At 40.5% G+C, this 26,186-nt stretch carries 26 protein-coding genes and 1 pseudogene; 21 read left to right on the top strand and 6 right to left on the bottom strand.

Annotation, left to right across the window (positions count from 1 at the left end):
* Positions 1 to 28: 28 nt before the first annotated feature.
* Positions 29 to 289: a 30S ribosomal protein S20 gene (rpsT, locus tag RBQ60_RS11580; protein WP_307883850.1), complete on the bottom strand. Its 261-nt coding sequence runs from the start codon at positions 287 to 289 to the stop codon at positions 29 to 31.
* A gap of 249 nt (positions 290 to 538) precedes the next feature.
* Between rpsT and gpr the strand changes: the two genes are divergently transcribed.
* From gpr to ybaK, 5 genes are all read left to right on the top strand, one after another.
* Positions 539 to 1,543, top strand: a complete 1,005-nt coding sequence (gene gpr / locus RBQ60_RS11575) for a GPR endopeptidase (RefSeq protein WP_307883849.1) — start codon at positions 539 to 541, stop codon at positions 1,541 to 1,543.
* Between the two features lie 293 nt (positions 1,544 to 1,836).
* A complete protein-coding gene (locus RBQ60_RS11570) occupies positions 1,837 to 2,253 on the top strand; it encodes a DUF6762 family protein (protein ID WP_307883848.1) in 417 nt (138 codons plus the stop codon).
* On the top strand, positions 2,243 to 3,496 hold the full coding sequence (locus RBQ60_RS11565) for a hypothetical protein (protein WP_307883847.1): 1,254 nt from the start codon (positions 2,243 to 2,245) through the stop codon (positions 3,494 to 3,496). The genes RBQ60_RS11570 and RBQ60_RS11565 overlap by 11 nt, the downstream gene beginning before the upstream one ends.
* Before the next feature lie 18 nt (positions 3,497 to 3,514).
* Positions 3,515 to 4,354: a DNA-3-methyladenine glycosylase family protein gene (locus RBQ60_RS11560; protein ID WP_307883846.1), complete on the top strand. Its 840-nt coding sequence runs from the start codon at positions 3,515 to 3,517 to the stop codon at positions 4,352 to 4,354.
* A 3-nt stretch (positions 4,355 to 4,357) separates the two neighbouring features.
* On the top strand, positions 4,358 to 4,834 hold the full coding sequence (ybaK, locus tag RBQ60_RS11555) for a Cys-tRNA(Pro) deacylase (protein ID WP_307883845.1): 477 nt from the start codon (positions 4,358 to 4,360) through the stop codon (positions 4,832 to 4,834).
* 680 nt (positions 4,835 to 5,514) lie between these two features.
* Here ybaK and RBQ60_RS11550 read toward each other — a convergent pair.
* Positions 5,515 to 6,774 carry a stalk domain-containing protein gene (locus tag RBQ60_RS11550; protein WP_307883844.1) on the bottom strand — a complete coding sequence of 420 codons (1,260 nt, stop codon included), beginning with the start codon at positions 6,772 to 6,774 and terminating at the stop codon, positions 5,515 to 5,517.
* Positions 6,775 to 6,912: 138 nt separating this feature from the next.
* Here RBQ60_RS11550 and RBQ60_RS11545 point away from each other — a divergent pair, with 138 nt between their 5' ends.
* The 7 genes from RBQ60_RS11545 to RBQ60_RS11515 all read left to right on the top strand — a co-directional run bounded on the left by RBQ60_RS11545 (position 6,913) and on the right by RBQ60_RS11515 (position 13,628).
* Positions 6,913 to 7,149, top strand: a complete 237-nt coding sequence (locus tag RBQ60_RS11545; protein WP_307883843.1) for a FeoA family protein — start codon at positions 6,913 to 6,915, stop codon at positions 7,147 to 7,149.
* Between the two features lies 1 nt (position 7,150).
* Entirely contained in the window at positions 7,151 to 9,076 is a 1,926-nt protein-coding gene (gene feoB, locus RBQ60_RS11540; protein ID WP_307883842.1) for a ferrous iron transport protein B, read from the top strand.
* Positions 9,077 to 9,103: 27 nt separating this feature from the next.
* The gene (locus tag RBQ60_RS11535; protein WP_307883841.1) at positions 9,104 to 9,628 is read left to right on the top strand and encodes a GNAT family N-acetyltransferase; all 525 of its coding nucleotides are present in this window, start codon (positions 9,104 to 9,106) and stop codon (positions 9,626 to 9,628) included.
* Between the two features lies 1 nt (position 9,629).
* Positions 9,630 to 10,592, top strand: a complete 963-nt coding sequence (locus tag RBQ60_RS11530; protein ID WP_307883840.1) for an ROK family glucokinase — start codon at positions 9,630 to 9,632, stop codon at positions 10,590 to 10,592.
* A 210-nt stretch (positions 10,593 to 10,802) separates the two neighbouring features.
* Positions 10,803 to 11,219, top strand: a complete 417-nt coding sequence (locus RBQ60_RS11525; protein ID WP_307883839.1) for a twitching motility protein PilT — start codon at positions 10,803 to 10,805, stop codon at positions 11,217 to 11,219.
* A gap of 432 nt (positions 11,220 to 11,651) precedes the next feature.
* Positions 11,652 to 12,962 (top strand): acetyl-CoA hydrolase/transferase family protein, encoded by a 1,311-nt coding sequence (locus RBQ60_RS11520; RefSeq protein WP_307883838.1) that lies wholly within the window; start codon positions 11,652 to 11,654, stop codon positions 12,960 to 12,962.
* A gap of 219 nt (positions 12,963 to 13,181) precedes the next feature.
* The gene (locus tag RBQ60_RS11515) at positions 13,182 to 13,628 is read left to right on the top strand and encodes a deoxycytidylate deaminase (RefSeq protein WP_307883837.1); all 447 of its coding nucleotides are present in this window, start codon (positions 13,182 to 13,184) and stop codon (positions 13,626 to 13,628) included.
* 215 nt (positions 13,629 to 13,843) lie between these two features.
* Here the strand turns inward: RBQ60_RS11515 and RBQ60_RS15560 are convergent.
* Positions 13,844 to 14,328: pseudogene (locus tag RBQ60_RS15560) on the bottom strand (peptide deformylase).
* A 150-nt stretch (positions 14,329 to 14,478) separates the two neighbouring features.
* Here RBQ60_RS15560 and ruvA point away from each other — a divergent pair.
* From ruvA to RBQ60_RS11495, 3 genes are read left to right on the top strand one after another with little or no spacing between them, the layout of a single operon-like run.
* A complete protein-coding gene (gene ruvA, locus RBQ60_RS11505; RefSeq protein ID WP_307883836.1) occupies positions 14,479 to 15,081 on the top strand; it encodes a Holliday junction branch migration protein RuvA in 603 nt (200 codons plus the stop codon).
* 18 nt (positions 15,082 to 15,099) lie between these two features.
* Entirely contained in the window at positions 15,100 to 16,104 is a 1,005-nt protein-coding gene (gene ruvB, locus RBQ60_RS11500; protein ID WP_307883835.1) for a Holliday junction branch migration DNA helicase RuvB, read from the top strand.
* A gap of 14 nt (positions 16,105 to 16,118) precedes the next feature.
* Positions 16,119 to 16,382, top strand: a complete 264-nt coding sequence (locus RBQ60_RS11495) for a hypothetical protein (RefSeq protein ID WP_307883834.1) — start codon at positions 16,119 to 16,121, stop codon at positions 16,380 to 16,382.
* A 372-nt stretch (positions 16,383 to 16,754) separates the two neighbouring features.
* Here RBQ60_RS11495 and addB read toward each other — a convergent pair whose 3' ends face one another.
* Entirely contained in the window at positions 16,755 to 20,141 is a 3,387-nt protein-coding gene (gene addB / locus RBQ60_RS11490; protein ID WP_307883833.1) for a helicase-exonuclease AddAB subunit AddB, read from the bottom strand.
* Between the two features lie 133 nt (positions 20,142 to 20,274).
* Between addB and RBQ60_RS11485 the strand changes: the two genes are divergently transcribed.
* A complete protein-coding gene (locus RBQ60_RS11485) occupies positions 20,275 to 20,688 on the top strand; it encodes an FMN-binding protein (RefSeq protein ID WP_307883832.1) in 414 nt (137 codons plus the stop codon).
* 215 nt (positions 20,689 to 20,903) lie between these two features.
* On the opposite strand, the gene RBQ60_RS11480 is transcribed toward RBQ60_RS11485, so the two are convergent.
* Both RBQ60_RS11480 and RBQ60_RS11475 read right to left on the bottom strand, forming a co-directional pair.
* Entirely contained in the window at positions 20,904 to 21,104 is a 201-nt protein-coding gene (locus RBQ60_RS11480) for a hypothetical protein (RefSeq protein ID WP_307883831.1), read from the bottom strand.
* A gap of 254 nt (positions 21,105 to 21,358) precedes the next feature.
* A complete protein-coding gene (locus RBQ60_RS11475) occupies positions 21,359 to 21,781 on the bottom strand; it encodes a DUF523 domain-containing protein (RefSeq protein ID WP_307883830.1) in 423 nt (140 codons plus the stop codon).
* Between the two features lie 245 nt (positions 21,782 to 22,026).
* Between RBQ60_RS11475 and RBQ60_RS11470 the strand changes: the two genes are divergently transcribed.
* The 5 genes from RBQ60_RS11470 (at position 22,027) to RBQ60_RS11450 (ending at position 26,172) form a co-directional block, all read left to right on the top strand.
* Entirely contained in the window at positions 22,027 to 22,773 is a 747-nt protein-coding gene (locus tag RBQ60_RS11470) for an N-acetyltransferase (RefSeq protein ID WP_307883829.1), read from the top strand.
* 246 nt (positions 22,774 to 23,019) lie between these two features.
* Positions 23,020 to 23,385 carry a hypothetical protein gene (locus RBQ60_RS11465; RefSeq protein WP_307883828.1) on the top strand — a complete coding sequence of 122 codons (366 nt, stop codon included), beginning with the start codon at positions 23,020 to 23,022 and terminating at the stop codon, positions 23,383 to 23,385.
* Between the two features lie 4 nt (positions 23,386 to 23,389).
* Positions 23,390 to 23,863, top strand: coding sequence for a M23 family metallopeptidase (locus RBQ60_RS11460; protein WP_307883827.1), 474 nt, complete (start codon positions 23,390 to 23,392; stop codon positions 23,861 to 23,863).
* Positions 23,860 to 24,708, top strand: a complete 849-nt coding sequence (locus tag RBQ60_RS11455; RefSeq protein ID WP_307883826.1) for a hypothetical protein — start codon at positions 23,860 to 23,862, stop codon at positions 24,706 to 24,708. The genes RBQ60_RS11460 and RBQ60_RS11455 overlap by 4 nt, the downstream gene beginning before the upstream one ends.
* 27 nt (positions 24,709 to 24,735) lie before the next feature.
* Complete coding sequence (locus RBQ60_RS11450) at positions 24,736 to 26,172, top strand: Rne/Rng family ribonuclease (protein ID WP_307883825.1); 1,437 nt, start codon at positions 24,736 to 24,738, stop codon at positions 26,170 to 26,172.
* The last annotated feature ends 14 nt before the right edge of the window (positions 26,173 to 26,186 follow it).

Genomic DNA, 26,186 nt, shown 5'->3' with positions numbered 1-26,186 from the left:
GCAGGGTATCCTTTAAGGAAATCATTAATTATAGGCTGTTAACCAATTTTGTTAATGTGGATTTTTTTCTAGCAACTGCATTCTTGTGGTAGATACCTTTGATGTATGCTCTATCAATTGCGGATACAGCGTTTTTCAAAGCTACGGAAGCTACTTCCTTGTCGCCTGCGTTTACGGCTACGATAACTTTTTTCATAGCTGTTTTAACCTGAGACTTTACCATTTTATTTCTCAAAGTTTTTTTGTTGATTACTTTAATTCTTTTCTTAGCGGATTTAATATTTGCCACTGTGTTTTCCTCCTAGTTAATCATTCATTTTCTGTGGTTTCCGATATTGGGGAATATCGCTTTTTATTACTACATATTAACCACCTTCAGGAGCTTGCTCTCCTACGACACGGCTGAGGCCAATATTTATCATAGGCCCCTTGGTTAATTCAACACCATATATTCTACCTGATGAATGAAAATAAGTCAATGAATATATTTCAAAACTGGGGAAAAAATAAGGCAAAAACGTGAAGGGTGGCGAGGAGAATGAAGGAAGAGAATGAAAAGAATACCTTTCAAATTAGAACTGACTTAGCAATTGAAGCCAGAGAGATGATTGAGGAAAGGCAGAAGACGGTAGAAGAAGGGCCCAATGGTGTTGTCGTTGAGACGGAAGAAGGGGAATGTTACACCCTAACAAAGGTGAGCATTGTGAATGACGAAGGCAGTGAGGCTATGGGAAAACCGAAGGGTGAGTATATTACCATTGAATCACAGGAGCTTAAAGAAAATGCCGTAGAGTGTCATGAAGAAATCATCAAACTTTTGGCAGAACAACTTCGAAAACTTGCACAAACCAACGAAAAGGAGTGTATTCTGATTGCCGGCCTTGGAAACTGGAACATAACACCGGATGCTTTGGGGCCAAAGGTGGTATCTCGCATTTTGGTAACACGCCATTTGCAAGGGGCGCTGCCTGAGGAAATTGAAGGGACAGTTCGCCCCGTTGCTGCAATTAGCCCAGGGGTTATGGGGCTTACTGGAATTGAGACTGGGGAAATTATTAAAGGCTTGGTTGAAAAAATCAAACCTTCCTTATTAATAGCCATTGATGCACTGGCGGCAAGGCGTTCCAGCCGAATTAATGCCACGATTCAGATGTCCGACACAGGGGTTGCACCTGGGGCAGGTGTGGGCAACAAAAGGATGGAGTTAAACAAGGAAACTTTGGGGATTCCTGTCATTGCCATAGGGGTGCCCACGGTGGTTGATGCCGCTACGTTAGTAAATGACACCATGGACCGTATTTTGGCAAGTATGATTGATCAAACTGAGGAAGGCTCTGCTTTCTACCGTATGTTGCAGGATTTGGAACAGGAAGAAAAATATACGATGATTACAGAAATTTTGGATCCCTATACAGAGAACATGTTTGTAACGCCAAAAGAAGTGGATGCGGTGATTGATCGCCTCTCTAATATTATTGCCAATGGTATTAATATTGCTTTACACCCAGGGATTACTATGGACGACATCAGTAAATATAGCTAAAATTGAATAGGTGAAAATTCAAAGGCCGATTTGTAATATTTGAAAGCAGCGGAAATATGAGAAATTTACAATTAATGTGGAAATGCTACCTATAAAAAGGGTAGCATTTCTTTTTTTGAAAACATGGGAACAAATTCTTACAATTTGCGTCATATGCTAAAAAGGCCTGTAATACTGGGTTTTAACCAATGTTTGGAAGGGCGTTTCCCCTGCCCTTTTCTTGCATCGCACAACAAAGTGTAGTATAATTTTACTAAATAATAGACGAACTATGCATATTGAAGGAGAGCTATATGGAAGAGGCCGTTATTGTAATAATGCTGAAAGATAAGGAAACAGGATTTTTGGAAAAAGAGTTAGGAAGTTATACCCTATCGGAGAATGTGGGTATGGTTTACAATATATATGCAGAACAGGCAGATGAAGGAAAAAAAGTTGTTTTACGCTTGACATGCAACAAGGAAATTGAAGATTGGGAGTATGATGCAATATTTGATTACTATGATACGGAGGTGTTGTCTACAATTGCGGATGGCGTAGAAGAGGAAGACGGACATTATAATCCCGTTTGGGTGGTTCGCTTTCCATATTCAGATGTTTATGAAGAAATGGAACATAGGCTTTCCGATATTATAGAAATACACAACAAGGAACTGCTTTCGGTTTACGATGCCATAGCGGACAAAAAGGATGATTACAGTGAAGAATAAAAAGTGGAGATATACCTTTGTTTTGATAGGTATGTTACTTTTCTTATGTAGCGCTTGTGCATTGGGCAGAGGAGAGGCAGAAAGTTCTATGTCTCATGTGGATCAAGGAGAAGACGCAAAAGACCCCATAGAGGTGCCTCCATCGAAGGATGATACGGACGCTGCCAAGGATCCTTCCCCTTCCTCGGAGCAAGAAACCCCTGTCAAGGATGACCCAACAGTAGGAAGAATTGAGCCGGAAAAAACCCAGCCCGAAAGCACCAAGCCTTTTTGGCAAAGCGAAACAACTCGTCTCACCAACAACTTAATTTCTATCGCTTCAGCCGGCCAAACGGATTATAAAGTAAATGGGGCCAAAAGAGGGTGGATGAGTAAGAGCGGGGAGCTTTACAGCTACTATGATGGAAAGTACATAACTACGGATACTTTGGTGGCAGATGGTTATTTGGAAAAAGGTCTTTCACCATCTGATTATAAAATACTTTTAGTCAACGGAAGTGACTTGGTAGGAATAGACGGGGCTTCCGTTCCCAGTGACAGCATGGATTTTGGTGTATTTGCAGCTACAAAACAATCGGGAAAATATCTGATTGCCTCTTCTAGTGGAAAAGTAGGTACAATCAGCGAGGAGGACTTCAATAGCCTTTTAGCGAAATACAATCAAAGCAACGGTAAAATTGTAAGGCTTTCTTCCGCTTCTGCGGAGTATGAACGCATCCTTAATTATATAAGCCTTTTTGAGGGGCGTTTTGACGATTATTATGTGAGAGAAATTCGTATGGATAATAAACACGCAGTTGTGGTTTTCTCTAACAGGATTGATACTTCTAATATTAAGCAATATATTTTGGAGAATGAAAATAACTTCTGGGAGGTTGTTTTCCCCAATGCTCAAACGGAATACTATCCTGTTACTTCAGTAAATCGTTATTTGCCTAATTTTAACGTGGAACTATTACCGACCTACACCTTGGCCTCCTGGAGAGGTAGCATTGTACGCGAACAAGGTGGGGCGGTTGCAGCGCTTTTTAGTGCAAAGGCAATATCCAGTGCCAGTGAAATTGTATATCAATGTGCAACTTCTACTTGTGCTTATACGGTTTTATCAAATGGAAGCCGTTATGTATGTTATAGCGAAAATGGTATTTGGAAAGCTGCATATGTTACTTCCGACAATGGGGCAAGAAATTTGCTCAGGGAAAAAACGGGAATTGACTATGGTTTTTTAATACTGGACGACTAATTTAAAGGTGTGAATAATATGAAAAAAGTTTTTTGGGAATGCCCTGACTTTTCTCTATCTCAAACCTTAGAATGTGGACAATGTTTCCGCTATCGAAAAGAAAAAGACAACTGTTATACTGTCATCTCTGGTCAAAGGGTAGTTACCCTAGGACAAGAAGGTGACAGTATCGTTTTTTATAGCGAAGATGATATCCCATTTTGGAAAGGGTATTTTGATGGGGAAAGGAATTATGGAGAAATAAAGCAACGATTATGCAAGGATGATCCGATTATGGCGGAGGCGATTTCCTTTGCGCCGGGAATCCGTTTATTAAGACAAGAGTTTTTTGAAATATTAATGTCTTTTATATTGTCACAAAACAACCATATACCAAGAATTCGTGGTTTGATACAAAAACTTTCAGAAGAATATGGAACACCTACGGATGATGGGTTTTACAGTTTTCCCACACCCCAACAGTTGGAAAGGGTTTCGGAAGATACATATCGTAGCCTTGGCTGTGGATTTCGTGGTAGATATATGGTGGATGCTGTGGAAAAAGTGCTGGCAGGAGGTTTTTCTTCAGAAGAGTTGGATAAGTTATCCACAGAGGACCTGCGACATCGGTTGATGTCCATTTGTGGTGTTGGGCAAAAGGTAGCGGACTGTATTATGTTATTTTCTTTTGGAAGATACGAGGTTTTTCCTATGGATGTTTGGATTAATCGTGTTTATAGCCATGTATATTGTGGTGGAGAAAAAATTACAGCAAAAGAGCTTCAAAAACTAGCGGCACATAGATTTGGTGATGATGCTGGCTTTGCCCAACAATATTTATTTCACTATGGACGGGAGAAGAAAATAGGGAAGGTGTAAGGAATGGTTAAAACCAATGTAATGCGACTTTTAGAAACGGCAGGGATACCTTATCGTACAACAGAATATGAATACGATGAGAATAACCTTTCTGGTCTGGATGCGGCAGAAAAAATAGGGTTTCCTCCAGAGCAAGTTTTTAAAACCCTTGTAACCAGAGGGGATAAAACGGGAGTTTTGGTTTTTTGTATTCCTGTCGACATGGAGCTGGATTTAAAAAAGGCTGCGTCGGTATCGGGGAACAAAAAACTGGAAATGACCCATGTGAAAGAACTTTTGGCATTAACGGGCTACATCAGAGGGGGATGTTCCCCTGTGGGGATGAAAAAAAAGTACCCGACTTTTATAGATGAAACTGCCATATTGTTTGATGAAATAGCCATAAGTGCGGGGATTCGAGGGGAGCAAGTGATTCTTTTTCCCGACGATTTGATTCGCTATACTGAGGCCACAGCGGTTGATATTTCAAAAGAAATGTAATTTTTAATGAGATTTGCATAGAGTTATAACAGTGTATTTTATGTAGCTGAAACTTGTTGCTAGACTTAATGATGGGTATTTATTCTTGGTGAAACAGGGGAGGCAAATGAAAGTTCAAAGCGACCACATTACTCATCACCACTTTGTAGGTGGCAGTGGCTTGATATAAATTTCATAAGTGCCCTAGCAGGAGATATATTCGACTACTATTGGGTGATACTTTTTGCGTGGCTTATAACAAAAGGTTTATGCGTATCCTTAATTGAAGAGGAATGGGAAAAAGAGCAAAAAAAGAGTAGAGCTGCAAAAAAAGTATACAGAAACCGCTTTGGAAAATTTGCTCCCATCGCACAAAATGGGTATTCGATTCTAATTGGGCTTGCAATTTTTAGTCTCCATCTATTTCCTGAGGGTACATGGTTTTTAATGGTGTTTTCATCTTTGGGACTTATCTATGTGGTGTGGCTTGGTTTGAGAATACCAAAACGGATTAGAGCAGAAATTGAAGCGGAAAATGGGGCAGAAAATAAAGCGGAAAACGAGGGTAAAGGGTAAATTGAAGCGTTTTAATAGAGGGTATCCTAAGTCGAAATGATTTAAGATACCCTCTGATTTTTTAGCTAAGAACCTCTCTGCAAGAGGTCCTTTTTTACCCCATTGAAATTTTATCGACGGGAAGTTTATTTTGTTGAGATTTTTATAACATCGGAAGCTGCTGTTTCGATGTTGTTCTTCACGGCTGAGACTTTGATATAAATAGGTCGGGTATCAGCAGTGGTAATACCGAAGCACTGAGGAAAGCCCCAATACCATATGTCTCCACCTAAGGATTTGTTCTGTAGTTTTGTAAATTTTCCGCCATCGGTATAAGCAATGTATACATAATAATAATCAGCATCATATACAGGGGACCAAGTTAAATACGCATAGTTACCTTCGAGCCAGTAACGGAGGTTTTTTGGTGCGCTAGGTGCATAAAAATAATTCTTCATATTACTTAGGGGAATGGAAAGATCTCTGGATACTTTCATAACCTCATTAATAGGGATAGAAAAAAACTGATCATCACTATAAGCGGCAGTCATACCCACTAACTTTCCTTTTCTGTTATACAATGCACCACCACTGCTACCATGGGAAATTGGAGCGCTTGTTTCAATGATATCTTGATTAAAACCTTTGACCACGCCCTTTGTCTGGGTATTTCGGGCACCATTGGGCGCACCAACTGCTATCACGGACTCCCCTTTTATAATTGATGTTTCGATACGAGCGGGAATAAGCTTTTCTTTATCAATATGTAAAATTGCAATGTCCTTCTGAGGATCTAAGCCTACGATAGTGGTCTTTCCTTGGTAAATAGAACCGTCAGCGAACACCATTTGGGCTGTTGATGCATTTTCAATGACATGGAAATTCGTGGCAATGATACCTTCAGAAGAAAGAATAATCCCGCTACCCTGCATTTTGTTGGTTTGAATGTAAACCACAGAGTCTGTCAAATCCCCTTGGGGAACTTGGTTGGTGCTAATGGAAACGGTGTTGTTTTTTTGGTCCCACTCCACCATGGCACCACTATATTGGGTCAAAAAGCGCAAGGGTATCATGGTTGTATTTTCTGATAAGGTTGCTGCCTTATTTAAGGTTACTAGTTGTTGGTTTACCGTTGCTGTTGGTGCATCAATGGTAATGAGGAGCTTTGTGCCCTCTTTAATTGCTTCCACGCTACTGCTATCCTGATGCCAAATAATGGTATATCCCAAGGCCTCCATAACGCTTCGCATGGGAACCAAAACTCGATCATTTTGGATCATGGCTGGTTTCGAAAGTGGCAAAGGGTAACCGTTTAATTTAACCGCAATATTTCCAGCCGATGCAGGAGCCATTGTGCAAAGACAAAGTATAAAAAAGAGGAGAAATCCTCTTAATTTCCGTTTCATAAATTCACTTCCTTTTCTGCTAGAGTATAACATAGTTTACCAAAAATAGCTATAAAAAACTAATTGGAACTGTCTGGTAAAACAGAGCATTGTTGCATGGTTTGGTATGATTTGGCATAGATATAGAAGGGAAAGATTATGGAGACAAGTTTGAACTTTTTGGAAGAAGGGGAACAGGCGAAAGTGGTTCGGCTTACGTGCCATGAAGAGCTGTATCGAAGGCTTTTGGAAATGGGATTCACGCCGAATACTCATTTATATTGTATCCGTTGGGCACCCATGGGGGGGGCCATTGAGGTCAGGATTCGTGGGTTTTCATTAGCTTTAGGTTACAGTGAAGCTGAATCTATTGTGATAGAGAAAGGAGGGGGATAACGTGAGAAAATTGGGTTTGGTTGGTAACCCAAACTGCGGGAAAAGTGCACTTTTTAACGTGTTAACTGACAGTGACGCTAGAGTTGGAAATTGGCCTGGTGTTACTGTTGAGCGAAAGGAAGGATTTTGGGAAGGTGGGGAGTGCCTTTGTATTGACTTGCCAGGGGTATATTCTCTTTCACCATATACGCCAGAGGAGCGGGCAACGGTTCAGTTTATTTTAGAGGAAAAGCCTGACATTCTTTTGCAAGTAATAGATAGCACTATACTGGAAAGGAGCCTTTTTTTAACAACACAGCTTATGGAATTAGATACACCCATGGTGTTGGCTTTAAATATGGTAGAGATTGCTAAGAACCAAGGGGTTTTTATTGATGCAGATAAGCTATCTAATATTTTAGGGGTACCTGTTGTAGAGATTTCTGCCATTACTGGTGAGGGCAAGGGAGAACTTGCGAAAAGCTTATATATGGCAGTGAGAAAGGGGCGCAAAGGAATAACCGTTCTTCAGCAGGATCAGAAGCTTTGGCAGAAGATTCAACCATTGATGCAATCTTTTTTGGGTCAAACCCAAGGACTATTCTGCAGCATACGATGGTTAGAAAGGCAGGAGAAGTTGGACTGGGAAGGGGAAATGGCCGCTGTTCGGTATGGGTTCTCTGTGAATTGCTGTAACGAAGTTATCTCGGAAAAAAGTGCTGGGGATAGTCCAACGGAGAAGTTGGACAAGGTTTTTCTGCATCCTATATGGGGCATTCCCATTTTCTTTTTATGCATGGCATTGATTTTTCACCTGACATTTTCCACTTCCTTTTTTGGGACAGGCTTACCCTCCCCAGGCGTTTTTTTGCGACAAGGGGCTGAGCATGGAATGGAGATGATGCGGGATATTTTAACGGTTTTTTTTCCGAAAATGCCCTATTGGGGGAGGGCATTTTTAACAGAAGGGATTTTTGGAGGAATGGGCAAGGCGGTATCTTTTTTGCCTCAAATTTTATGTTTATTTTTCTGTCTTACTTTTTTAGAAGATAGTGGATACATGGCACGGGCGGCTTTTTTATTCAATAAGCCTATGGGGAAATTAGGCATTTCGGGAAGGGCTTTTTTGCCCATATTAACGGGTTTTGGTTGCTCTGTGCCAGCAATGATGAGTGTTAGGACGTTAGAATGGGAAAAAAGCAGACGGATTATGAGGCTAATTATTCCTTTCTTTTCTTGTGGGGCAAAGCTTCCTTTATATGCCCTTTTGGTTGGATTATTATTCCCCCAAAAAGGCGGGGTCGTAATTTTTTGTTTATATTGTGGAGGAATTTTAGTCGCCGTTTTTTGGGCTATGATTTTGGAAAAAAAGATCAATCCACCTCAAAAAGCACCTTTTATTATGGAGATGCCCCTTTATCATCTACCAAGGTGGAATAATTTAATGCGTACTCTTGGAAGAAGGGGGGAAGAATATCTAACAAAAGCGGCAACAGTAATCCTTGGAGCAAGCATCATAATTTGGCTGGCTGCCCATGTTAATTTAGATTTCCACTTTACCCATGACTCGGGCAAAAGTATATTAGCTATGGTTGGTAGAGGGCTGAGCCCTATTTTTGTACCCCTTGGGTTTGGGGGCGGAGAGGAGGGCTGGAAAGCATCGGCGGCGATTTTATCAGGATTTGCAGCGAAAGAGGCCGTGGTTTCATCATTCGGCGTCTTAGGCGGGGCAGAGGGAATGTTTACCCCCTTATCGGCCATATCTTTTATGGTTTTCCATCTATTAAGCATCCCTTGTGTGGCGGCGGTTTCTGCATTTTGGTGTGAAGAGAGAAGTGGGATAAGATTGCTATTTGCCCTTTGTTTTTGGCTATTTACCGCTTGGATGGCTTCTTTTTTGATATATCAAACGGGGCTGTTTGGGATTGCATTTTTTAAAATTTTATAGTATTCTTTGGGCAAGGAGGATGAAATTATGTTTGAAAGAATTACAAAGGATACGTTTGATGAAGTATACCCTATTTTAGAAGAAGCTTTTCCTGTGGAGGAGTTACGTGAAAAGCAACGACAGAAAGCCCTTTTGGATAAGCCACAATATCGTTTGTATGGAATCAAAGAAGACAGCGGCATATTACAAGGCGCTCTTGCAATGTGGGATTTTAATGACTTTTTTTATTTTGAACATTTAGCTATTAAGCCAGAATTTCGCAATGGGGGATTTGGTGGCGAAAAGCTAGATGAAATTATAGATTGGGCGGGAAGGCCTATTGTTTTAGAGGTGGAAGTGCCGGAAGATGAGCTAACAAAGCGGCGAGTAGGATTTTATGAAAGACACGGTTTTTTCTATAATGACTACCCTTACTTGCAACCACCGATGAGAGAAGGGCAGGATATGTTGCCGTTACGGCTAATGACCATACCCCAAAAAATATCTGAAGATGTTTACAAAAGGTACAAAAGTCTAATACACAAGATTGTTTATGACTACGAGGAGGCATAAAATGGAGTATTGCTTTGGTGTGGATATTGGTGGAACGTCAATAAAAATGGGGCTATTCTCCAGAAAGGATGGCCTTTTGGAGAAATGGGAAATCCCAACAAGAAAGGAATCTGACCCAACCCCACTACTACAAGATATTTACCAGGAAATAGAGAAAACCTTAAATGAAAAAGGCATGGGAAAGGAAGATATCGGCGTTGGTTTGACGGCACCAGGCCCTGTTACAGAGGACGGCTTGCTCAGAGGGACAGTTAATATTGGCTGGGGAGACGTTTTTCTTGGAAAAGAGGCAGAAAAGATTTTTGGCATTTCTTCGGTTTTTGTTGAAAATGATGCACGTGTTGCAGCCTTGGGTGAGTTTACCTTTGGTGCAGGAGAGGGCGTAAACAGTTTACTTATGCTCACTTTAGGCACAGGCGTTGGCGGCGGAGTTGTTTTGAACGGTCAAATTTTAACGGGAAAAACGGGAACTGCTGGGGAAATTGGCCACACCACCATAAATCCTTTTGAAACAATGTTTTGTAATTGTGGGAAGAAAGGGTGTTTGGAACAGTATGCCTCTGCTACGGGAATGGTTCGGGTAGCGGAGAAGTTTATGAAAAATACGGATAAGCCTTCGACTCTTAGAAGTTTAGATATGATTACTGCAAAGGATTTGTGGGATAGAGCAAAAGAAGGCGACGAGCTTGCCCTTGATATTACGAAATATGTATCTCGTCTTTTGGGTATGGCCATTGCCAACGCTTGTTATATTGTAGACCCTGAAATGATTGTAATTGGTGGTGGAGTTTCTCGGGCAGGTGAATTCCTTTTGAATATGGTTCAAAAAGAGTATGCCCAAAATATTTTTGCGCATTGTAGAGATAAAAAATTTGCTTTGGCCAAGCTTCGCAATGACGCAGGAATTTATGGTGCCGCTGCAATGGTTTTCGAGAAGAAACAGACTGGCAATAACCACAATTAAAAGGCGGCTTACATGTTAAAAGAGTGAATTTATTGTGAAAATCTAACAATATTTTTTTTTAGGTACAAAAAAATTAAAATTCAAGAGGATTTTTCTATAATTTGGAGAATACTAATTACAAACAGATAGTTAACGATTAACTATTTGTTTTATTAAAACTTTATAATTCAAATCCAGAGGTATATCACCAGTATAAAGGGGGAGATTGCAATGGTTCAGATTCTTGCAGGCGAAAAAGGTGTAGGTAAAACGAAACGACTTATCACTATGGCAAATGAGGCAAGCAAGGAAGCAAACGGTTGCGTTGTGTTTGTGGATGATGACAACAGTCACATGTACGATCTTCATTATAGTGTGCGCTTTGTAGACACACCAAGGTTTATCATGGAAAGCCCTCAGATTTTCAGAGGATTTGTGTGTGGTATACTCTCTCAAAATAGTGACATTGAAAAAGTCTATATAGATGGTTTGAATAATATCGTGGATAGAGTGAATAAGGACGAGTTTGTAACTTTTATCACTGAATTGGATTCCATTTCCAAGGAAACGGAAACAGATTTTACAATGATTATTAGTTGTAAAGACGAAGAACTTCCTAAAGAGGTTCTACCCTATATTATAAAGTAAAATAAAAACATATTGAGACGTAGAACGGTCAGCACTTCCTTTGAGGGATGGTTGACCGTTTTTTTGTGCAAACTGTTTTTGAAGGCTTTAGTTGTGCGTTGTATGACATATTTTTGATTACCATAAATTTTTTTGGATACGCTAGAAAGCTAGGGTTTAAGGCATCCTTTGATGTTCTGGTTGACAGAATAATAGAAAAATATAAAGTGAATTTGATTGCAAAATTCGATTTAAATAAATTTAATTGAGAACAATCGCTGAAAATTTGTATAATTTGAAAAACATGATACTTTTAACCTTTACGAGCATCCATAATATGTGCTAAAATACGGTGGAAGAATAGTATTTTGTATTCAAAGGTTGGTATTTTGTCCCACTATATTGTGCAAATTGCCAAGTGGAATAGGAAGACGATAAGAAAGGTGAGATAATATGAATAAGTTTCAGGAAATGTATCTTGCAAAGAAAATGACTCCTGAAGAAGTAGCAAAATTTGTGAAGTCTGGAGATGTTTGTGCTAGCCCCACTGGTCTAGTAGAGCCTACGGCTATTTGTGAGGCCATTGCTCAAAGAGCGAGAAATGGAGAATTAACAGGCGTTCTTCATCATCAGACTTTATCTGTGAAAGGTGGCCCATTTCTGAACTATGAAGAGCTGAAGGGCAAATATGACTATGTTTCTTGGTTTACAGGTGCGGCCGGCAGAAAAGGTATTCAGGAAGGTCATTATACCTATATTCCCGCCAATTATAGTACAATTCCCGGTTACTGGAGAGATGTTCAGCCTAAATTAGATGTTATGTACGCTGAGGTTTCTCCTATGGATGGGCACGGTTATTTCAGTTGTGCTATGGCAGGGGCAGAAGCCGTTGCTATGCGTGACAAAGCGAAAATCATCCTTTTAGATGTAAATGATAAAATGCCTCGTGTTTTAGGCAACAACCAGATTCACATTTCTCAGGTTACAGCCCTCTGTGAATCCTCTAGACCTCTTTCTATTTTGCCCAATGCACCATTGACAGATATAGATAAAACAATTGGCCAGATGATTGCAGATGAAGTACCCAACGGTGCAACACTGCAGCTGGGTATTGGTGGCATCCCCAATGCAGTTGGTGTTCTTTTGAGAGACAAACAAGACTTGGGTATTCACACAGAAATGCTTACAGACAGTATGGTAGATTTGATTCAATGTGGTGCTGTTACAAATATGAAAAAGCCTATCAACGTAGGGAAAACGGTTGCAACCTTAGCGTGGGGTACGCAAAAGATGTACGACTTCATGCACGATAACCCTGCTTTTGAAATGCACCCCGTTGACTATACAAATGACCCCAATATCATTGGTATGCACGACAACTTTGTTTCTGTAAATTCTTGTATTGAAATTGACTTATTTGGTCAGGTTTGCGCAGAAAGCATTGGTACAAAGCATTATAGTGGTTCTGGCGGACAAGTTGACTTTGTTCGTGGTGCAAACTTATCAAAGGGTGGTAAGGGCTTTATCGCCATGACTTCCACAACAAAAGGAGGCACAGTTTCTAAGATTAAGCCAGTATTGACACCCGGTTCTATTGTAACAACAACAAAGAATGAAGTAGACTTTTTAGTAACCGAAAACAACATTGTACGTTTGAAAGGTCAGACTGCAAGTGATAGAGCGAAAATGATTATTTCCCTTGCTGCTCCTGAATTTAGAGAGGAATTGGAATTCGAAGCAAAAAAAATGAACCTGATTGTCTAATGCTTGAAAGTCTATATGGACTTATTAGGAAGGAACTTTGAAATTTCCTAAAATAAAATTCCGATTTATGAAAATGCCTCTTTGCCTGAAATATTAAAATCTACTGGTTTTGGTAGAAGGATATTTAAGGTGAGGAGGCTTTCTTATTTTGAAATGCTTTTGACAAATACGTTAAGATGTGATATTTTGTAGAAAAATAAAGGTAGGGGAGTGGAATCGGTGAGAGCTAGCTGGGACGAATACTTTATGCAAATTGCAGAGATTGTAAAGACCAGATCTACCTGTTTGCGTAGGGAAGTTGGAGCGGTGATTGTAAAGGACAACCGTATTATTACCACTGGTTACAATGGGGCTCCATCTGGGCTAAAACATTGTACGGAGTTGGGGGGCTGTGAAAGAGAACGTTTAGGCATACCTTCTGGACAGCGCCATGAGTTATGTCGTGCGTTACACGCCGAACAAAATGCCATTATTCAGGCAGCAAAACTGGGTATATCAACGGAGGATTCAACAATTTATATTACCCTTCAGCCTTGCGTGATTTGTGCCAAGATGCTGGTAAATGCAGGCATAAAGCGTATTGTTCATAAAGGAGAATACCCTGATGAGCTTTCCAGAAAGATACTGGAAGAAGCGGAGATTGAAATTGAAGTTATGCCTGATTAAACAGAAATAGAATTTTAAGAATTACTTAAAAAAGTTTATGCAAGGCAGTTTTATTGTTTTGGAGTAAAGGCATTGGTTTTTCAATTCGATTTTATGGAAACCAACGTTTTATTTGCGCCAAACAGTCAAGAATAAACCACCCGTTTAACGGGTGGTTTTGATTTGTTTGCCTTGAGTTGCCTTTTCATTGGGATAAATGAATAGAAAAGCTTTTTTTAAGGTGTCTCTTTCCAATAGAAAGAATGGTTGTCTATGCTTCGCATAACCGCCAAAATACCATCCAAATGGTCATATTCGTGTTGCAACAATTCTGCAAGATCATCTTCCAGTTCCATTTTACAGCAGTGGCCTTCCATATCTGTAAAGTGAATGATACAGCGTTTATAACGTATGACTTTTACCAATAAGGCAGGGAAGGACATACAGTCGTCTAAAACTTCCATTTGTTCTGCATGGGGAAACTCTAAACGGGGATTTATAAAAACTACGGGGTGGTCTATGTACATATACAAAATTCGTTTTTGTACCCCGATTTGAGGGGCTGCAATGGCACGTCCAGCACCATATTTTTGCGGAAAGCCATGAGTGTATCGTGTAAATCTTGAACAATTTGGGGGAGATTTTTCATATCGTCTTCTGTTACAGGGGAGGCAACCTGATAAAGCGACGGGTTACCTAAAAGTAGTATTTTTTGTTCCATTTCAACAGCTCCTTTCCTTTTTGTTTAGTGTACACCTCTTTTTTAAATGGAACAATGGCGAACGTATTTTCCTAATTTTGTCTGGAGAGGGTTGCTCTTTGAGAACTTGTCCAGTATAATAATTGGATACAGAAAGAGAGGAGAAGATTTATGATCTCTTATATAAAGGGCACTTTGGCCCATCGAGGGGAAAGTTATATCATATTGGAAACGGGCGGAATCGGATATCAGATTTTTGTTTCCACAGTGGTGCTTTCAAAGATGCCTGATCTGGGGAAGGAAATCAAGGTTTTTACTCATATGAGTGTGAAAGATGACGGTATTTCCCTCTTTGGCTTTTCTTCAAAAGAAGAACAGGAAATGTTTCTTAAGTTATTAACTGTGGGTGGTGTTGGGCCGAAAGGGGCATTGGGTTTTTTATCTCAATTAACACCTCAGGAAATTATTATGGCAATTTTATCGGGGGATGCAAAAACCCTTACAAAGGCCCCTGGGGTTGGTAAAAAGACAGCCCAGAGGGTGATATTAGAGTTGAAAGATAAATGCAGCACAGAGGACGCCATAGCAATCCCTTCGGATATGGAGGAGGAAGTGGGTTCTATTGGGGGAGCAAAATTTGAGGCAATTGACGCCATGACTGCATTGGGTTATAGCCGAAGTGAGGCTGCCAAAGCAGTTGGCTTGGTTGCAGCAGAAGGAATGACCACAGAGGAGATTTTGAAAGCGGCATTGAAAAAAATGATTACATTTTAGATAAAGCAGGTGTTACCATTGGATAATCGGCGAATACTAACAGCGGGTTTTCGGGAAGAAGACAAGGATTTTGAACCGAAGCTGAGACCGCAGCAGTTAGACAGCTATATTGGGCAGGAGAGTGTAAAGGAAAATTTAAAAGTGTTTATCCAAGCGGCCCAACAACGAGGGGAAGCTTTGGATCATGTGTTGTTATATGGCCCTCCAGGATTGGGAAAGACAACCTTATCCAACATTATTGCCAATGAAATGGGGGTTCATATAAAAACCACTTCGGGGCCTGCCATTGAACGGGCGGGGGATATGGCGGCGGTTTTAAACAGCCTAAGCGAAGGCGATATTCTTTTTATTGATGAAATCCATCGTTTGAACCGAATGATAGAGGAAATTTTATACCCTGCCATGGAGGACTTTGTCATAGACATTATGATAGGCAAAGGGCCTGGGGCGAGATCTGTACGATTGGATTTGCCAAAGTTTACTTTGATTGGGGCTACCACAAGAATTGGGCTTCTAACGGCTCCTTTAAGAGATCGGTTTGGTGTTGTGCAAAGGTTAGAACCTTATGATATTCAAAACCTGAAAACCATTATTTGCCGTTCAGCGGATGTGCTGCAGGTTGAAATAGATCAGGATGGGGCGTTAGAAATCGCAAGGCGTTCCAGAGGTACGCCAAGAATTGCAAATCGGCTTTTAAAAAGAGTGCGAGATTTTGCTCAAGTGAGGTATGATGGAGAAATCAACGGCGAGGTTGCCCGTTTTGCATTGGATTTGTTAGAAGTGGATAAAATGGGATTAGACTTAATTGATCGCAAGATGCTAATGACCATGATAGATAAATTCGACGGCAAGCCCGTTGGGCTAGATACCCTTGCTGCTTCCATTGGTGAGGAGTCGGAAACAATAGAGGACGTTTATGAGCCTTATTTATTGCAACTGGGATACATTCAACGTACCCCCAGAGGCAGAGTTGTGACTGGGGCGGGGTATGCACATTTTGGGATGAAGCCCAAAGAGGGATAGGAAAGGATAATGTTATGAAATTAACCATAGATGAACTAATTGAAAATGTAAAGGATGAGCTGCTTTGCTACGAAGATATGGAGCAGGCTACGCAACGTTGGGAAAATGAATTCCGCAGTTGGGTTGAGGAAAACAAAGGGAAAAATAAGGATATCGTCGTTGAGCATGGTAGAACTTTTTTTAAGATAAGTGATGAAGAGGAAGTTTTTGAAATTGCCAATTCTTATATGGATGCCATAGAAGAAGGTAGTGTGAAACAGTATTGGGAAAAGTTTTAAGGACAGGGATGTACGAAAGATTGGAATCTCCAAAAATGTAATTGCCCTTAAAGGTAATAGGAGTAGTTTTGGATTTTAATAGGTGGACATATGGATTGAACTCCAGTCAGTTGTTTTACTCCTGTCTGATACTTGGGTCAATCAAGGCGGGACATTTTTTAGATAAAAGGAATAGTCTGAGGACGAACAATATAAATATCCGTATCATATTGTTTTGAAAGTCGGATCTAAATGAATGGAACTGTGATTCGTAAGATATAATATGGGACATGGGTTTATAATTTTTATAAAAAAGCTCGGTAAAAGGTCAAGAAGACATTTTTTACCGAGCTTTTTTGTGTTTCATTGGCTTACTTTCTAGGTTTTTTTATCTTAACTATCAATCATGTCCCAGAAGTCCTTTTTAGCTATTTTTTTCAAATCACGCCACTTAGGTTCATCATCATAGTCGTAACGACAAATTGACTTGAACCGACAGTAGGAGCAAGGGGATTGATCATTCTTGCGATAAGGGGAGGGGGTAATGGTACCTTTTTGCATAGAGTTACCCAACTCTGCCGCCTGATTTACTACAAAGGAAAGGAGTTTTTCATACTGGTCTTCATTAGCAAGAAAAGCCGCAGATGAGGGTTCTCCTTTTTTTGTATAACCGACGGGTACAATTGCCGAGTTTTTGCCTTTGACATCTTCAATAAATATGTGGTCAAGGCCTTGGATGACTGCTTCATCTTCTAAAATCAGACCAGACATTTGCATTTTTTGATACAATGCTTCTTCAATCTCCTCTGGGCTCATTTCCTGACTGAGGGAAATATTTGGATCCATAATTCTGAAATAGAAAACACCACCGGGCTTCATTGGCGTATTTGTTTTTTCATAATGCTTTAAGTAGGCATCTAAATAGATCAGAAGCTGTAGTTGCAAGCCGTAATAAATATCCTGAAAGTTAAAATTTTTGGAACCGGATTTATAGTCTATAATTTTAGCATAACGATTTCCATGGGTATCCAATAAGTCAACACGGTCGATTTTTCCTGACAGAACAAGTTGGTTCCCCTCCGCCAACTGAATGACAATAGGGGGGAGGGCCTCGTGGTTACCGAAGCCAATTTCATAGCCCTGGGGAACAAAATCTCCGTTTTTCAGATGACGTACCAGTGTCCAAGCGGCACGACTTGAAATACGTTTTAACCGATGAATGAGGTATTGATTTGCCGCTGTATCTAGCAAAATTTGATCTCCCAGTTTTGGTGCCGCAAGGTCAACGGCTTCATGAATCATTGCTTCCGTTTTTTCTTGGGTTAAAGAATCCCATTGGATATTTTCTGATTGTATTTTGTTTGAAAACAGTTCCAAAACCTCATGAAACAACAGCCCTAAGTCAGGGGTATGAAGTTGATAGAGTTTTCGCTCCGTTGCCTTCAGTCCATACTCTGCAAAATGGGAAAATGGACAGGCGGCAAAACGTTCCAGACGGGAAACACTAGAAAAAATCTTCTCACCGTATAGGTTTTTTGCCGTTTTCGGTGACAGATTTTCCTGTTTTTTGGTGGTTACAAAGCCTTTTCTGAGCAAGGAAAGACGCTTTTCCCACAGGGGGTCAGTGGCAAAAAAACTATAAATATCTTGCCAAAGAGGATCCATGGGAGATTCCTTTTTATGTTCCCGCATTTTACTTCCCAGAAGATGAAAGGCAGAAGAGGGCATCATCTCATCTAACTTAAAACCTGAATAAGGCTGTACTTCTAATGCGCTATCCATACGGCAAAGGCGATCAATAATAGAAGAAGGGAACAGGGCTTTCCCCTCGGTTTCTCCGTTTGCATAGGTTAAAAATAAGCCCTCCTCGGGGCGAGTAAGGCCACGATATATTAGAAATTGTTCTTCGAAGGTTTTCCGTTTGCCATCGCTTGCCAGCTCCATGCCTGTTTCTGTTAAGTGTTGACGCTCCGACTCGGTGAAAATACCTTGTGGCTGAGAGGGAGCAGGAAGAATTCCTTCGTTTACCCCCAGAACAAAAAGATATTTGATTTCAGGAAGGCGAGAACGCTCTATATCCCCAACTACAAGGCAATCTGTAGTGGGAGGAATCACACCCATGGTGCATTTTTGAAGACCAGCAGAAAGGATTTTTGCTGAGTCTGCCAAGGCCATGGGTTCATTTCCTAAAATTTCACTTGCTTTTTCTAGGACCTGCATCAAGAGCTGCCAAATTTGGCGATGTTCCTCAGACTTTGAGGGGTTGCCATTTGTTTGTGCATCCTCTGCCCAGCCAGAAAGCGCTTCGGCAATGCCAAGGGTTTCCAAGTGTTGAATAAGCAGGGTGATAAACTCTATTAACGGCTGTTTTCCCCTTTTTTTCAACTGCAAGAAAGGACCGAAAGGCTCCATAAAACGTTCTCGCAAGACGTTCATATAACCTATGGTTTCCTCTCCCTCTTTTTTCAAGCCATATGCCCAGGTATCTTTTTGCCACTTAAAGCCCTTGATTCCATAGGCCAGGACATAGTTTTCTAAAGCATCAATTTCTTCAAAGGAAAAGGGGGTTAGGCCTGATTTTAAATAGGAGAAAACATTTTCATAACGAAAATCGTATACCAAGCAATCCAAAAGAGCCGTAACCATTGTGATGAGCGGGTGGGAGGTGATTTCCCGCCGGCTATCCATAAAGCAAGGGATATTATGTTCGCGCAGGATGCCACGGAGGCTTTTTTCATAGACGTCCATGGCATTTGTTACGATGGCCAAATTTTTATAACGCAAGCCTTTTTCTCGTACCAAGCGGGTAATCATGCCTGCGGCAAAGTGGATTTCTTCTTGTTTGGTGGGGCAGGAAATAATCTGCACGCTTTCGTTTAAACTACATTTTTTATAGTAACCTTGAAAGTAGTATTTTTCCAAGGATTTCAGTGCCTCTGTTTTTGCTCTATGATTTTCAGAGAGAAAAACTGGAGACTCCACAGATAAACCATTTTCTTCTGCCAATCGCACCAATTTATTTTTTGTTGTAAAGGGTTCGAAAAAGGGTGCAGATGGTGGTAAAAAGGACGCAATATAACTTTTTTCATCCATAGGCAGTGTAACAGTGACCCTTGTAGAGAGTTTTAATAGGTTTTCAATTACGGAGTATTCCTGAGGCGTGAAGCCGTAAAAGCCATCTAGCCATATTTCTGTGTTTTGAAAGGGCTGGCTTGAGGAAAGCTTTTCTGCCAAGAGGGCAAGACTTTCATCAGCAGAAATATAATCTTTTTCAAGGAAATTTATGTAAGATTGATAGATTTTTGCTAGGTCTGAAAGCTTTTCCGTTATGCCTTTGGCTAGTTCTGGCGATTGGGATTTATCTAAAAGCTGTTGAGGTTCTATATAATACTGGAAAAATTCAGAAATTGTTAAGCTAAGTTGATCCACAAAGCCGTTTTTATCCATGGCGTTTTTGAAAAATGTAATATTTTCTTTTTCCTCTAGGAGGACTTTTTGTAACGCCATTGATTTTCCGATATCACCCAAGGGAGTTTTTTTCCCCACACCATTTTTAGAAAAAACTTGGTGGGCTAAGCGTCCAAAGCTTAGAACTTCTGCGGTAAGAATGGCATTTTGTTGGCCATGGGTAATTAAGTCACGCTCTGTTTGGGAGGTGAACTGTTCAGGCACAATAAAAATTTGGCGGCCCTTGCCATCTTTTTGATTTTTAATGATTTCATCCATACAAAGATGAGTTTTTCCGGTACCAGCGGTGCCGACGATAAAGCGTAGTGCCATGTTGTCACCTTCCTTTTTCTTACCATGATACCTAAGAGAATGCTTTTTTTCAAGGCAAACTTGTACAGCGGAATAAAGATGAATTGACAAACATATGGTTAAAATAAGGAAATGTATTCTAGGAGGGAGTAAGGTGAGCGGCACGAAATTTGTGGTGGTAAAGTTGAAAGAGCTCATCAAGACGGTGGTTTTTGCTGTGTTGGGCGTCATTATTCTGGTTGGGCTGATTTGGTTTTTCTTGAGCTTGGGCGATAGAGACTCAGGTACATATCGGGATGGTGTATACCATACCCAGGTTGCCTTAGGGGATGAAAGCGCTATGGTTTCCGTTACCATTAAGGACGGGATGATTGAGGACGTTGCCCTTTCAGAAATGTCCGAGACTGCAATGGTATTCTACCCTTTGATGCAATCGGCAGCAGAAGAAGTATGTAAAGAGGTGGTTAAAAATCAATCCTTAACCATTCAGGTTTCAGAGCAAAATGCCTATTCGGCACAAGCAATTTTAGAGGCTGTTGCACAAGGTTTAGAAGAAGCGGAAAAATAAAATTATTTCATACAACGAATGCAAAAAACAGGGAAAGTGCAAAATATTGCAGGGGCAATTTAAGAAAAGTAAATAGAATAAAAAACACGCCTTGGGTTTTCTTCGCCTAAGGCGTGTTTTACGGTAAAGGTTATTCTTAGAAAGAGGCGGGGCGTTTCAAGATTGAAAAGGCAGTATGTGTCAATCCTCAAAACGTAATTTTATTATTTAAATAATTAATAGTAAGTGCTTTTTATAAATATAACTATTGCACATATACCATGAATCGTCCAACTTATTACAATATAGTTTCCTAAAGTTTCAGGAGTTAATGAGCTTTTTATAAAAAAACTAATGGAAATATTTATTAAAATAACAGTCCATGCCAAGAAAAAAGCTATATTTACTATTTTTTTAGACAATTTATTTTTCTCCATTTGCTGCCCCTCTTATTTTATAGTTTCTTTTTTTAATATACTTTATTATAAGCAGCTAAACAATGCCAGCTGATCCACTGAGACATCATAAGTCTTTTTCGACCAAACAATCAATCTCCAAATCCCATTATTTTTTCATGAGTTTTCGTACAATGTTTCCCTTCTACACTGTGATAGGGGGCAACGGGTGGAGCATTGGTTGGGGTTAATGGGCAGACAAGGGATACGTACTATGTACCGACATACCGCTCAATCTAAACCTGAATATCTTCAGAATCCCTAACGGGGATACCTTCTTCTATTAAGCTTTTCGCAAAAAGCCCCTGTCCTTTGATTAAGGCACCCTGAAATGTTCCGTCATAAATTTGGTTTACACCACAGGTTGGGCTTCTTGATTGTAGAATAGCCAAGTCGATATTTTGTTTACGCACTTTTTCCATGGCGAGAGTGACACCACTGCAAACCTCAGCATCCACGTTTATACCGTTTTTGGTCATGAAAACACCATCAACCATTTCTACGCTATCCCGAGGACAGCCTAAACCACCCAGTAATTCTGGACAAATTTTGATTACGTTATGGCCTTTTATAAAGTCAAGTACGTTTTGATTAAAGTTGTTACCACCGTTATATTTGCAATTACTGCCTGTAAGGCAGGCACTAACTAAAATGTTCATAATATCCTCCGTTTGTACATTTCGTGATGTCCTTCCCCTTAGTTTTACAAATAGAGGGAAGGGTATTTTTACCATAATTCTACCAGAATAAAAATGGATTATCAACAAATGTTTAGGATGGATTTTCATCCTGCGTTTCGGATTATATTTGGATTTGCCCGAAATAGTTGCTTTACGATGCTAGGGTCCATTGTTATACTGAATAGGTATATTATTTACAAGGAGGAAAATACAGGAGGTAAGCCATGGGTGAAAGGTTCAAGAATGTAGTGATGGAAAATATAGAAAGCGAGCATCTTTGTTGTGCCATTTCAGACAAAAAACATCAATGTGGTGTCCACGTAAAGAAGGCATGGCTAAAAGAGAGAATAGCGGAAGGTCACGTTTTCAGAAAACTTGATGCAAAAGGAAAGGTTTTTATAGAATATGCACCTCTTGAAACGGCGTGGGTGCCGATAAGGGGCGAGAACTACTTTTATATCTATTGCTTGTGGGTATCAGGGTCTTTTAAGGGGAAGGGATATGCCAAAGATCTTCTGGAGTATTGCATTGAAGATGCAAAAAGTCAGGGGAAATCGGGAATTTGCGTTCTTACCGCTAAGAAGAAAAAGCCCTATTTATCCGAGAAGAAATTTATGCTTTACTATGGATTTCAAGTGGTAGATACAGTAGGAGAGTACGAACTGCTGGCACTATCCTTCGATGGAACAAAACCTTTTTTTGCGGAGAATGCTAAAAAACAGGTCATAGATAGTGATGCGCTTACCATCTACTACGGCAAGCAATGTCCGTTTATACCGAACTGCGTTGAGCAGGTTAAAAGCTTTTGTGATCATAACAGTATACCGCTTAACTTGATTGAAGTGGATACTTTAGAAAAAGCTAAAAATGTACCCTGTATTTTTAATAACTGGGCGGTGTTTTACAACAGGGAGTTCCAAACTGTTCATTTATTAAATGAGGGGCAACTGAAAAAGCAACTAGGTTTATAAGGGGCTTTAGAATTTTGGAGATTCTGGATAGTATATATTTAAAAAACAATACAATGAACGCCGTCTACTAATTTTAAGGTTAGCAGACGGCGTTTTTGAATGACAATTGTTCCATTTGGCAATAGAAACATCTCGCTCCGTAGTAAAGTTCAACTATTTTATAAAAATTTTGTTGTATTCTAATGTCCATGCTCGTTCATATTCTGATTTTTGTAAACATATATTTAAAATCAGGAGGGATGCGGGATGACGGATAGGGAACGAAGACGACGGAGACTGGAACTGGAAAGAAGGATGAGGGAAAGGCAGGGTGGGCGTCGCTCTACGGAGAGTACCTCCAAAAGCCTTTTTATATTTCGTACATATGTAACCGTTATTTTAGCAGGTGCTTTTTTATTGGTTTCTGCCTTTCATACAAATACATCGGAAGAAGTTAGCCGCAGATTAAAAGAAACCATTGCTTATCAAGTGCCAATGACTGAGGTCGCAAGGGCCAAGGAGAAAGTTATGGCATTTTGGAAAGATCAAGATATATCTATACCTGTATTTCAAGAGGAGGATACTCCTGCAAAAGAGAAGATTTACAAGCCTGACTTAGAGGAATCTCCCTAGCTTAATGGCATGGTCATTTCTAGACTGGGAGAAGAAACAAGAGGAATGGATTAACCCTGCCCAGGGGATAATTACTTCTTCTTGTGGCGTGAGAGAAAATCCGATTCTTAACAAAACGGAGTTTCACAATGGTATTGATATTGGGGTTGTAACGGGGACGGAGGTTGCTGCCGTTCGAAGCGGTATTGTCACTAGAGTACGAACCTCTGCAACGTTTGGAAAGGTGCTTGAGTATGAAACGGAGGATGGCTATAAGGTTATGTATGCCCATCTTTCAGAGGTTTTGGTGAAAAAAGGGGAAAAGATCAAGCAAGGAGAGGTTGTGGCAAAATCGGGCAACACAGGGCTATCTACAGGGCCACATCTGCATTACAGTTTATGGAAGGACGGGAAGCTTTTAGATCCCTTGGGCTATGTCACACTGGAATATACACAGGAAGTTGCAGCAGAATATGCGGCACGGGGGGAATCCATATGATAAGGCAAAGCAAGATTAAAGTGCATCCGTTATTTTTATTTTTGGGGGCTACCATGTTTTATTTTAAGGCAGGGGAGCTCTTTTGGGACATGCTTCTTTGTTGGTCAATACAAGAAGGGGGATACGCTTTTGTCTGTTTTAAAAAAGGTTTTCGGTTACGTCACTGCCTTTTTACCCCCTTGGGAATCAGAGGGGATTTTAAGGGCGCAGGGTATATACCCTTTGAGGAGAAAATAAGCTTACATTTTATTGGAAGCGGTATTGGCATTTTACTTAGTATTGTTTTGTTTGCACTGGAATTCAGGGGGACGGCACTGCTTTCTCTTATTCTGGCTGGGGTTCGTCTTTTGCCATTTTTACCTCTTGAAGGTGGACGTATTTGGCTTGAAATCTTAGGCAAGTGGAAAGGGACTTTGCGGGCGGCAGGCTGGCTTACCAAAGCAGGGAGTGGGATTGGGTACGGGTTATGCATTATGGGTGTGATTTTTTCTGTTGTGCTACCCCTTGCCTTTCTTTTCTTGCCGATTGGACTTTACCTTATATACGTGAACAAGCATGAGTTTTTACATATTGCCAAAAACTTATATTATGGGATATTGGAGGATTGGGAGAAGCCGTTGCGTGAGGTTATTGTTTCGGGAGAGGAAACGCCTTTAGAGTTGGCCTTACATTTGAATCCCTATGAGGATACCTTCTTTTTTCGCACATCCCAAGGTGGAGTTTCTCAGGAAAGAGTGATGTTAGCTTTGGTTGCGGGGAAGGACTGCCAATGGATTTGGAAATTGGCGGATCAAAAAGATTTTGATGCAAAAACCTACAAATTCGGGTATGATGATGTAAAATAGAGAGATCAACGAAAAGTAGGTGTTTTTTTGAAACGGGTTTTATTGGACATTCAGGATGGAATCACCAGAGTTGCCTTGGTTGAAGACGGGAAGCTGGTAGAATTATATTATGAGACGAAGCGGGAGACAAGCTTAGTGGGGAATATTTATGTTGGGCGGATAGACAATGTGATACCCAATTTACAGGCTTGCTTTGTGGAAATAGGCAGCGAGAGAAAAGGGTACTTATATTATGGCAATGCCAGAGCGGTGTCGGATGAGGGGAAGAATACGGCTAGACCCAAGGCAGGAGACACGATCATTGTTCAGGTGGAGAAGGATGCAGTAGGGGCAAAAGGAGCGGTATTAACCCAAAAGATTTCTTTTCCTGGAAAATTTCTTGTTTTGGTTGAGGAGGATGGAGAAATTGGAATTTCTAGAAAGATAACCGATGGAGAGGAACGAGAGCGCATAAGAAGGGTTATCAAAAAAGTCTTACCCAAAGGTTATGGCGCAGTTGTACGAACAAATGGACAGGGAAAGTCCGAGACGGATTATGAGAAGGAAATCAGTATACTCTTGGAAAAAGGGAGAAGTATAGCAAATTGGGAATTTAGAAAAGCACCCGTATTATTGCTTCAACAAAGTTTGCCTGTGGAGAAAGCAGTTCGGGATTTTTATAGTGAGTCAATTCATGAATTTGTTGTAAATAACCAAGAGGTTTATGAATATTTATTGGAAACGGGAGATTTTAATGGAGAGAATCAGCCGAAACTGCTTTTATACCAGGGGAGGCTGCCTATTTTCGAAGAGTTTTTTGTAGAGAGTCAAAGCCAAAAGGCTTTAGATCCAAAAGTTTGGCTTAAAAGTGGTGGTTTTTTAGTGATTCAGGAAACGGAAGCTTGTGTTGTAATAGACGTAAACTCTGGAAAAGGTGCGGGTAAAGGGGATTTGGAAAAGTCTATTGTAAAGACCAACCTAGAGGCGGCAGTGGAGGTAGCGAAACAGCTGCGCCTTCGGAACCTATCTGGAATTATTATTGTGGATTTTATTGATATGTCCAGCCAAGAAAATAAAAACAACGTAACCAAAGCATTGGAAAATGCGGTGAAGAAAGACCGAATCAAAACGGTGGTTGTGGGTATGACGGAGTTGGGACTGATGCAGATTACAAGAAAGAAAACACGCCCCAGCTTATCTACCCAGATGACGACAAGATGCCGTCAGTGCCAGGGGCAGGGCAGGGTACCCTCTATTGACTGGACCGTTACAAAAATGCGGGGCGAGGTTGAAAGTATTTTGGCAAACACCATTTATAACAAGGTAACCGTTCGGGCGGACAGTAGACTTTTATTTGCCTTTCGTGGACAGGGTGATACCTATTTGAATAGCCTTTCCCAAAGTTTTGGTGGCACGGTAATTTGTGAGAGCAGTGACAAATTTGGGTTTTCTCTATATGAGATTGTCAAAGAGAAACAGGGATAATCCAGAGGATTTGA

This window comes from Anaerotignum sp. MB30-C6 (assembly GCF_030908465.1).
Classification (GTDB): Bacteria; Bacillota; Clostridia; order Lachnospirales; family Anaerotignaceae; genus Chakrabartyella.
Note: the sequence above shows the minus strand (reverse complement) of the source record. Positions and strands in the feature narration are given on the sequence as shown.